The sequence below is a fragment of the Streptomyces sp. CO7 genome, assembly GCF_053474865.1.
The window spans coordinates 81,874-82,361 of sequence record NZ_JBRIOU010000011.1 but is presented as its reverse complement, the minus strand read 5'-3'; the positions used below and the strand labels follow the sequence as shown (position 1 = coordinate 82,361).

The following is a 488-nucleotide window of genomic DNA, read 5'->3' as shown; positions in this document are numbered from 1 at the left end:
GGCCTCGTAGGGCGTGGAGAGCACCACGGTGGTCCGGGAGGAGACCCCGGCGAGGGCGCGCACCCGGGCCAGCAGCTCCTCGAGCTCGTGGGGCGTGGCGACGCGGACCTTGAGGATGTAGTTCTCGTCGCCGGCCACGCTGTGGCAGGCCTCGATCTCCGGCACCCCGGCCAGCCGCTCGGCGATGTCGTCGGGGGCGCTGGGGTCGAAGGGCTTCACCGAGATGAACGCGGTCAGCGGCAGGCCCACCGCCTCGGCGTCGACGACCGCCGCGTAGCCGCGGATGACGCCGCGCTGTTCCAGCCTGCGCACCCGCTGGTGCACGGCCGACGTGGACAGGCCCGTGGCCTTGCCCAGGTCGGTGTAGCTCATCCGCCCGTCCTCGACGAGCAGCCGCACGATCTGTCGGTCCAGCTCCTCCATGCGCAAAAGCTACAGGCAGCGCGCGGGGAGGGCACAGGCGCGTCCACGGGTCGGTCGGCGTGGAG

Annotated in this window: 1 protein-coding gene; it reads right to left on the bottom strand. The window is 72.7% G+C overall.

The features are described from left to right. On the bottom strand, positions 1 to 423 hold a 423-nt coding region (locus tag ACOV8S_RS29460), incomplete at its 3' end, for an Lrp/AsnC family transcriptional regulator (protein ID WP_448321533.1). Positions 424 to 488 lie beyond the last annotated feature (65 nt).